Origin of the sequence: Asticcacaulis sp. (assembly GCF_027484505.1) — a bacterium.
Classification (GTDB): Bacteria; Pseudomonadota; Alphaproteobacteria; order Caulobacterales; family Caulobacteraceae; genus Asticcacaulis.
Window position 1 is genome coordinate 1 of the sequence record NZ_JAIXSV010000290.1, and the last position, 8,958, is coordinate 8,958.

Genomic DNA, 8,958 nt, shown 5'->3' on the forward strand with positions numbered 1-8,958 from the left:
AATAACGCAGCAAACACAGAACACGGGCAGGGGATGACATGCGCAAACAGACACACACAGGCAGCCTTTTCAGGGGGTTGCTGGCAGCGCTACTGCTGATATGCGGGCTGGTCCTGCCCGCTATGGCCCAGACCCCGCGTGAGCGTCTCAATATCGATAAGGGCTGGCGTTTTGCCTACGGCCATGCCGATGAGGCGCAGCGCGACTTTGGCTATGGTCTGCGGCCTTTTTTCTTCGCCAAGGCGGGTTATGGCGACGGTCCGGCCAATCCGGACTTCAGTGATGTCAGTTGGCGCAAGGTCGATCTGCCGCACGACTGGGCGGTCGAACTGCCCTTTGACCAACGCGGCAATGCCAACCACGGCTCCAAGGCCATCGGACACCCGTTCCCGGAAAACAGCGTCGGCTGGTATCGCAAAACCCTTACGATTCCGGCTTCGGACAAGGGGCGCCGCATTTCGCTGGAATTCGATGGCGTCTATCGCAACAGCGTGGTGTGGATCAACGGGCACTACCTCGGCAGCGAACCCAGCGGCTATTCAGGGTTTCGTTACGACATTACCGATTACGTCAATTTTGGTGGCGAAAACCTGATCGCGGTACGCGCTGACGCGACGGTCGAAGAGGGCTGGTACTACGAAGGGGCGGGCATTTACCGCCATGTCTGGCTGACCAAGACCGATCCGCTGCACGTGGCGCAGTGGGGCACCTTCGTCCGATCGACCGTGGAGGGATCGAATGCCCGGCTCGACATCGACCTGACTGTGCAGAATGCCTTCAAAACCGCAAAGGGGTTTGTGATCCGTCATGAGGTGGTGGACGCCCGCGGGCAGGTCGTGGCCGAAACAACGCAGGCCGAGCGGTCCGTGAACGCCGTATCGGACGGCGTGTTTGCCTCCACCCTGACGCTGGCTGCGGCCCATCTGTGGTCGCTGGAAGACCCGTATCTCTATACCCTGCGCACAAGCCTGTTGCGCGACGGTCAGATCGTGGACCGCTACGACACCCGATTTGGGGTGCGCACCGTCACTTTTGATCCGGACAAGGGCTTTTTCCTCAATGGCAAGGCCGTCAAACTTCAGGGCACCAATAACCATCAGGACCATGCCGGCATCGGTGTTGCCCTGCCGGACGGATTGCAGACCTGGCGGCTGAAGCAGCTCAAATCCTTTGGCGTCAATGCCTACCGCGCCTCGCACCACCCGCCGACACCGGAGCTTCTCGATGAAGCCGACCGTCTGGGGATGCTGGTCATCGACGAACACCGCATGATGGGGACCAGCCCGGAAATCACCCACCAGCTCGAACGCCTGATCCGTCGCGACCGCAACCACCCCAGCGTCATCCTGTGGTCGGTAGGCAATGAGGAGTGGGCGCTGGAATGGAAGGACATCGGCACGCATCTGGCGCTCGAAATGCAGGATTTCGTCAGGCGGCTCGATCCGACGCGGCGCACGACGGTCGCCACCAGCGGTTCGGGCAAGGGCACTTCGGTCGGCGCGGATGTCATCGGCTTCAACTATGGCGCTCAGCACGACGTAGATGGCTTCCACGCGCAACATCCGGAAAAGCCGGCCCTCATGACCGAGGAAGGCTCGACCCTGACCACGCGCGGCATTTATTTCGATGACCCGGCAAGGGTGCACCTCAATGCCTATGACCGTCAGGGCCGGCCGGGCAGCAGCCTCAGCATCGAAGAAGGCTGGAACCGGGTCATGGCGCGTCCGTGGATGTCGGGCATGTTTGTGTGGACGGGCTTCGATTATCGCGGGGAAACTACACCGTTTGGCTGGCCCGCCATTTCGTCGCAATTCGGCATGGTGGATACGACGGGTGTGCTTAAGGATACGGCCTATTATCTGAAATCGGTGTGGACGGATCAGCCGATGGTGCACATCCTGCCGCACTGGAACTGGGCCGGGCGCGAAGGTCAGCCGATCGATGTCCGCGTCTATAGCAATGGCGATGCGGTCGAGCTGTTCCTCAATGGCAAGTCGCTGGGGCGTCAGTCGATGCCGCGCTATTCGCACCTCAAATGGCGCGTGCCCTACGCGCCCGGCACCCTGACGGCCAAAGCCTATCAGAAGGGGCGGCAGGTGGCCGTACAAAACGTCAGCACCACGGCCGTACCGGCGGCGGTGGTCGCGCGGCCGGACAAGACGGCGCTGAAAGCCGACGGCAGCGATATTTCGGTGGTCTGGGTTCAGGTGACCGACAAAAAGGGGCGTCCTGTGCCCACGGCGGATAACCGCATAGATTTTGAGGTGTCGGGGCCGTTTCGGCTGATCGGCATGGGCAATGGCGATCCGGGGTCTCACGAAGTGGACTGTCCGGCCGAGCGCCATCGCTATGTAAGCCTGTCGAACTGGCGCAGTCTGGCCATAGACGACCTGACCGACACATCGCGGCCTGTCGCCGAGACGGCCGACACCGCCAACTGGCGTGATCCGTCGCAGTGGTTGCCCCCGGAGGCTCAGCCGCCTCTGACCAAGGGCCTTGTGCTGAGGGGTGAATTTGCCCGCCCCATAATAAGCGCGGGCGAACAGGCCGTGCTCTTTGTCGGCCAACTGACTCCGGATCAGCACCTTTATGTCAACGGGCAGGCGGTAACGGCGCAGACGGTTGATGGCGCACAGGTCATCCGGCTTGACACCTCACAACTCAAGGATCGCAACAGCCTGAGCTACGTCATGACGACGCCAACCGGTGGCGTGCAGGCCCTGTATGATCAGTCGGTGGGCGGCTCGCGCTGGGGCAGTCTGCGGGTCACGACCCCGGCAGCCCCGTGGCAGCGCCGCCTGTTCAACGGCTGGGCGCAGGTGATCGTGCAATCCACAGGGGAGCCGGGGCGCGGGCATCTGAGGCTGGTGTCATCGGGCCTGACAGCGGCCACAGTCGATTTTCAGGCGGAGTAGAGCGCACACGATTTTGCATGACCCGTGCGGGGAAAGAGCGTAAGCCTTGCGGCAAATCAGCCATCGGGGGCCTTTATGACCGACGCCATCGCACTTCTTATTCCGCCGCGCGAAAAGGACCTGGGCGGCTTCACCGTCAAGCGCATCCTGCCGTTCGCCAAACACCGCATGGTCGGGCCGTGGATCTTCTTTGATCATATGGGGCCGGCGGTGTTTGAGCCGGGCAAGGGCACCAATGTTCGCCCGCACCCGCACATCAATCTGGCCACCGTCACCTACCTGTTTGAAGGCCATATCCACCACCGCGACTCGCTGGGCTCCGATCAGGTTATTACGCCGGGGGCCATCAATCTGATGGTGGCGGGCAGGGGCATCGTCCATTCCGAACGCGAGCCGCTGGAAGGCATCGACACCACGCGGCAACTGCACGGGCTGCAACTGTGGCACGCCCTGCCGGAAGCCGACGAAGAGATCGAGGCGGCCTTTTTCCACTATGACGCCGAAGAGATTCCGGCACTGACGGTCGAAGATGTGCCGGTGCGGGTGATGATGGGCACGGCCTATGGTGTGACGTCGCCGGTCAAGACCTATGCAGAGACGCTGTATCTGGAGGCACGCCTGAGCGCCGGGCAGACGCTGGTCCTGCCCGATCATGTCGCTGAGCGGGGCCTTTACGTCGTGTCGGGCCGCGCGACGGTCAATGGCACGCCGGTTGAGGCTTCGCACATGGTCATCCTCAACAGCGGCGTGACGGTCAGCGTCACGACCGACACGGAGGCGCAACTGGCCCTGATCGGCGGGGAGTCCTTTACCGAGCGCCACATCTACTGGAATTTTGTCTCATCGCGCAAAGAGCGCATCGAGCAGGCCAAGGCCGACTGGCGCGAAGGACGTTTCCCCAAGGTGCCGGGCGACGAGATCGAATTCATCCCGCTGCCGGTCGAATGATGTCTGATCTGATTTCCGCACGGGTTGAAGAGACCCATATCTCCGATTTCAGCGTCGCTATCGAGGTCAGCGGCCATCGCCTCAGCGGCGACGAACCTGAGGCGCAAGGCGGGCTGAACCTCGCCCCGTCGCCCTATGACTATCTCACGGCGGCGCTGGGCGAATGCACGGCCATGACGGTACGCTGGTACGCCAGACAGAAGAACTGGCCCTTACAGGACGTGCGCGTAGAGCTGACCCACGAAAAGGTCGCCGGTCACGCGTCGGGCAAGGCTGATATCTTCCGTAAGTCGGTGACGATTATCGGCGAGCAACTGAGCGAGGAGCAGCGGCAAAGACTGCACGACATTGCCGCCAAATGCCCGGTGCACAAAACCCTGACGGGTGGCGCGTTTATTGAGACGCTTACGGCCTGAGTTGGCGTTTCCGTCGCTTTCGTTTGAAACAATTATGACTTTACAGGGCGCGTCGAGCCTCTTTAATGTCGCCACGACATGAAAAAGGTGGCGTCAATGAAAAAAGGCATGATGGTCAGCGCGGCGGTTTTGGCGGCGGCTCTGTTTTCGGTTCCGGTTTCGGCTCAGGTCACGGCGCCGCTGCCGCCACCCCTGCCGGTGTCGGCGCAGGTCGATTATCCCGGCACGCTGAAGGTCTATGTCGATGCCACCGATACGCAGCAGCGGGTCATGCGCGTGCGTCAGGTCATCCCTGTGTCCAAGGCCGGGGAGCTGATCCTGGTCATGCCGCGCTGGCTGCCCGGCAAGCACGCCCCGCGCCCGCAAGCGGACAAGATCGCCAATGTGCGGTTTTCGGCGGGTGGTCAGAACCTGAGCTGGTTGCGCGATCCGGTCGAAGTGACGGCGTTTCACCTGACCGTGCCTGCCGGCGCGACGGAGGTCGTGGCCGAGTTCGACTTCCTGACGCCCATGACCACGGCCGCAGGTCGTGTGGTGGTCACCGACGTCATGGCCAATCTGCAATGGGAAAACCTGTCCATGTATCCGGCGGGCTATGCCGTGAGCCGCATCCCCGTTGAACTGACGCTGAAACTGCCCGAAGGCTGGGACTATGCCGTGGCGTTGGATACCGCTTCGAAAAATGCCGACGGCACCGTCACCTTCAAGCCTCTGCCCTATGAGCATTTCATCGACTCACCGATGTTTGCCGGGAAATACAAGAAGACCATCGACCTCAGCATCGATCCCAAGGTGCCGGTACGCCTGAATGTCTTTGCCGATAAGCCGGGGGATCTGGCCGCTACGGATGAGCAGATCGCCATCCATAAGAAGATGGTGGCGCAGGCGGTCAAGGTCTTTAAATCGCAGCATTACGACCATTATGACTTCCTGGTCCATCTGTCGGACGAACTGGGCGATATTGGCCTTGAACATCACCGGTCGTCGGAAAACGGCCATGACTCAGACTATTTCACCGGCTGGGCCGGGAACTATGTCGGGCGTGATTTGCTGCCGCACGAATTTACCCATTCGTGGGACGGCAAGTTCCGCCGCGGTGCCGACCTTTATAATCCGGATTTCCATACCCCCATGCGCAACAGCCTGCTGTGGGTGTATGAAGGTCAGACGCAGTTCTGGGGCTATATTCTGTCGGCGCGGTCGGGCCTCTACACGCCGGAGCAGACGAAGCAGGCCATCGCCCTGATCGCCGCGCAGTACGACAACTTCTCCGGTTCGCAGTGGCGTCCGGTGCTCGATACCACCAATGACCCGATCCTGTCGGCGCGTCAGCCCAAGAACTGGCTGAGCCAGCAGCGCAATGAAGACTATTACAGCGTGGGGCTGCTGATCTGGCTCGACGCCGATACGCTGATCCGTGAAAAGACCAATAACAAGAAGTCACTGGATGATTTTGCCGGCCTGTTCTTCGGTATCAAGGATGGTTCGTGGACGCCGGAAACCTATGAATTCAAGGACGTGGTGGCCGCGCTGAACAGCGTCTATGCCTATGACTGGGACACCTTCCTCAAAACGCGCGTCAACGAAACCTCAAAGGGCACCTTCCTCGACGGGCTGGAGCGTGGGGGGTACAAGCTGACCTATAGCGCCACGCCGACCGACTGGTTCAAGGCGCGCGAAAAGAAGCTGAAGACCACGGACCTCAGCTATTCGCTGGGGCTGTCACTGACCGCCACGGGTGACATCAGCAGCGTCTTCTGGGACAGCCCGGCCTTCAAGGCGGGACTGGGGCAGGGTATGAGCGTGGTCGCCGTCAATGGCACCGCCTATGAGGCGGATGGTCTTAAAACCGCCATTGCCGATGCCGCCAAAGCCAATGGTAAGCCGGTCGAGCTGCTGATCAAACGCGGCAAGACCTATAAGACCGTGACGATCGACTATAAGGGCGGCCTGCGTTATCCGCGCCTTGAGCGTATCGAAGGCAAGAAGGCCTATCTGGACGATATTCTCGCGGAGAAGAAGTAGCAGGGTCAGGTGGTTTATACCTCCCCGGCGTGCCGGGGAGGGGGACCGCACGAAGCGGCGGAAGCCGCTGAGATGCGGTGGTGGGGGTTTACCTCTTTACCCGCGCTTTCCACGCCGGATACTCTATCTCGATCAACCTTTGCGGCCACTGGCCATACCAGCCATAGCCTGAGCGCCGTTCCGGGTGGATGTCGGCATAGGTGGCGACCCGCACACCGTCGCGGTTGGCCAGGATCACCGAATTGTCGCTGACATCATAGAATCGCGCCCACAGAAGCGGCGCCGAGGGATCATCCACCAGCCGGTTATCGGTGGTTGCCGTGTGATAGTCGTACTTGACCGGGGCGGGCAAGGCAAAGGTCTCCAGCCGCTTGCCGGTAATGGCCGAGCGCTTCATCCACGCTACGGCCCCTTCGATGGCGGCGATGACCTCAGGCGAGGGGTTCGGAATGGACATCAGATAGCGGGTATTTTCCACGCTTTCCTGAGAGACAATCGAGACCAGTTCAAAGCTGCGGCCCTTGACGGGCTGCAAGGTCACGGGATCGTACTGACCCGCCCAGCCCGTTAGCTGCCCGTTCTGACGGATTTGCAGCCTGAGCAGGCAGGCGTCTCCGGCGGTCACCGCCGATGCCGCCTGCTTACGCAGGTCTTTGCTCACGGAAACAAAAGGATATTCGCCTGTGCTGATGCGACGCAGCAGGCGCAGATTGCCCGATGTCACCTCATCGGCCATGGTGATCTTGTCATGAAAGCTGCTTTTGGCCGGCACGGTGTGGGGCCAGCCGCCGCAGTTTTTGATCTGCTGCGACAGGATCAGATCGAGGCCGCGTAAGGCGGCGGAACGGTAGTCTGACCGCTGTGTCCGCTCAAAGGCCGCCATCAGATATTCGACCTGCGTATAGATGTTGCGATTGTCGAAGCTGAAGGCCGGGTCGCTCTTTTCCTTCAGCGCCACCGCCTTTTCCGCCTTGGACAGGATGCGCGCCGGGTCGCGATTCTCGATCCAGCCGCCATTATCCCTTTGCAGCAGAAGCAGATTATCGGCGATGGCCGTCACGTCGTTGTCAGCATAGCGCGCATAGGTCTTGCCGTTCTTGTTCTGCCAGTGATGGACGGCGTCGTAAAAGCCGTCCAGCGACGGTGCAGACGCTGGGGGCGGCGTGGCGCAGGCTGACAGGGTGAGGGCGGCAATAAGGGCGGGCATTGTCTTCATGGTGTTTCCTTTTTTGCCAGCCTAACACGAAGCGGAAATTTCGCTACGGCCGCAGGGTCCGGCGCGCACTGGGCGTATCAGCCGTGACATAACGGAGATTTGCCATGCGCCTCACCCCTGTCCTGCTAAGCCTTCTGATGTTGGCGTCTGCACCAGCATATGCGCAGGGGCCGCTGCGTGAGCGGTTAAAGGAACGCTACACGGAGCGGCTTCAGGACGGCGAGAGTCGAGAAGAAGGCGCGCGTGTATATAAGGCCGTCCTGCCCGGCACCCAAAAGCAGACCGTCAGTTACGGGGCGGACCCTTTGCAGGCGATGGACGTCTACAGGCCGGTCAATGCCCGAAACGCGCCGATGATCGTCATGGTGCATGGCGGCGGCTGGCGGACGGGTGACAAGGCCAATAGCGGCGTGGTCGAAAACAAGGTCGGGCATTGGCTGCCCCAGGGCTATATCGTCGTCAGCGTCAATTATCGCCTTTTGCCGCAGGCAGATGCCTATGCGCAGGCCGAGGATGTGGCGGCGGCGCTGGCCTATGTTCAGAAAAACGCCGCCAACTGGGGCGGCGATGCGTCGCGCCTGATCCTGATGGGGCACAGCGCCGGGGCGCAACTGGTGGCCCTGACTTCGGCTGACCCGTCGGTGGTGACAGCGAAGGGCGGGCGACTGTGGGCCGGTACGGTGGTGCTCGACTCGGCGACGCTCGATCTTAGGGCCACGATGACGCAAAAGCGCGTCCTGTCCCTCTATACCAACGCCTTTGGCACCGATCCGAAGCGTTGGACTCAGGCCTCGCCGCTGGAGCGTCTGACGCCGCAGGCCATACCCATGATGATGGTGTGTTCGACCCAGCGCAAGGACCGGCCCTGCGATCAGGCCGACACCTTCAGCCGGGCCTTGCGGAATCTTGGCAAGCCGGCACCGGTGCAGAAAGAAGACAAGAGCCACGGTGACATCAACAAGATGGTGGGCGTCCCCGGTCCTTATACCGACGCCATAGACGCCTTTATCGCGGCGCATATTGGCAAATAGCCGGGCGGGGTTTATCACCCCGGTATGATCCGACTGTTTATCGCCGAAACCACGCCGCCCTTTGCCGAAGGGCTGATCTTCCCGCTCAACCCCGATCAGGCACGCTATGTCGCTGCCGTGATGAGGCTGGGTGAGGGCGATGAGATTAGCGTCTTTAATGGCCGTGACGGCGAATGGCGCGGCCGTTTGCAGGCCGTGAGCAAGAAGCACGTCCATGTCGAGCTGATCGCGCAAACGCGCCCGCAACCGGCCGCAGGGCATGCGCCGAAGCTATTGATTGCGCTTGTGAAACGTGCGCGGCTGGAAACCATCATCGAAAAAGCAACCGAGCTGGGGGCGGGTGAAATTCAACTATTGATCACGCGCCGCACCAATGCCGACCACACCAATGTCGCACGGCTGCAACT

General features: G+C 61.3%; 7 protein-coding genes. 6 read left to right on the forward strand and 1 reads right to left on the reverse strand.

Features of this window, described 5'->3' with window-relative positions; all coding sequences use genetic code 11:
- Positions 1-38 precede the first annotated feature (38 nt).
- The 4 genes from galA to Q0072_RS16780 all read left to right on the forward strand — a co-directional run bounded on the left by galA (position 39) and on the right by Q0072_RS16780 (position 6,304).
- Positions 39-2,915 (forward strand): beta-galactosidase GalA, encoded by a 2,877-nt coding sequence (gene galA, locus Q0072_RS16765; protein WP_298332543.1) that lies wholly within the window; start codon positions 39-41, stop codon positions 2,913-2,915.
- A 75-nt stretch (positions 2,916-2,990) separates the two neighbouring features.
- A complete protein-coding gene (locus Q0072_RS16770; protein WP_298332547.1) occupies positions 2,991-3,863 on the forward strand; it encodes a pirin family protein in 873 nt (290 codons plus the stop codon).
- Positions 3,860-4,279, forward strand: coding sequence for an OsmC family protein (locus tag Q0072_RS16775; protein ID WP_298332550.1), 420 nt, complete (start codon positions 3,860-3,862; stop codon positions 4,277-4,279). The genes Q0072_RS16770 and Q0072_RS16775 overlap by 4 nt, the downstream gene beginning before the upstream one ends.
- A gap of 96 nt (positions 4,280-4,375) precedes the next feature.
- A complete protein-coding gene (locus Q0072_RS16780) occupies positions 4,376-6,304 on the forward strand; it encodes a peptidase M61 (RefSeq protein WP_298332554.1) in 1,929 nt (642 codons plus the stop codon).
- A gap of 88 nt (positions 6,305-6,392) precedes the next feature.
- On the opposite strand, the gene pelA is transcribed toward Q0072_RS16780, so the two are convergent.
- A complete protein-coding gene (gene pelA, locus Q0072_RS16785; protein ID WP_298332557.1) occupies positions 6,393-7,520 on the reverse strand; it encodes a pectate lyase in 1,128 nt (375 codons plus the stop codon).
- 104 nt (positions 7,521-7,624) lie between these two features.
- On the opposite strand from pelA, the gene Q0072_RS16790 reads away from it, so the two are divergent.
- Entirely contained in the window at positions 7,625-8,551 is a 927-nt protein-coding gene (locus Q0072_RS16790) for an alpha/beta hydrolase (protein WP_298332561.1), read from the forward strand.
- Positions 8,552-8,575: 24 nt separating this feature from the next.
- On the forward strand, positions 8,576-8,958 hold a 383-nt coding region (locus tag Q0072_RS16795), incomplete at its 3' end, for an RsmE family RNA methyltransferase (protein ID WP_298332564.1).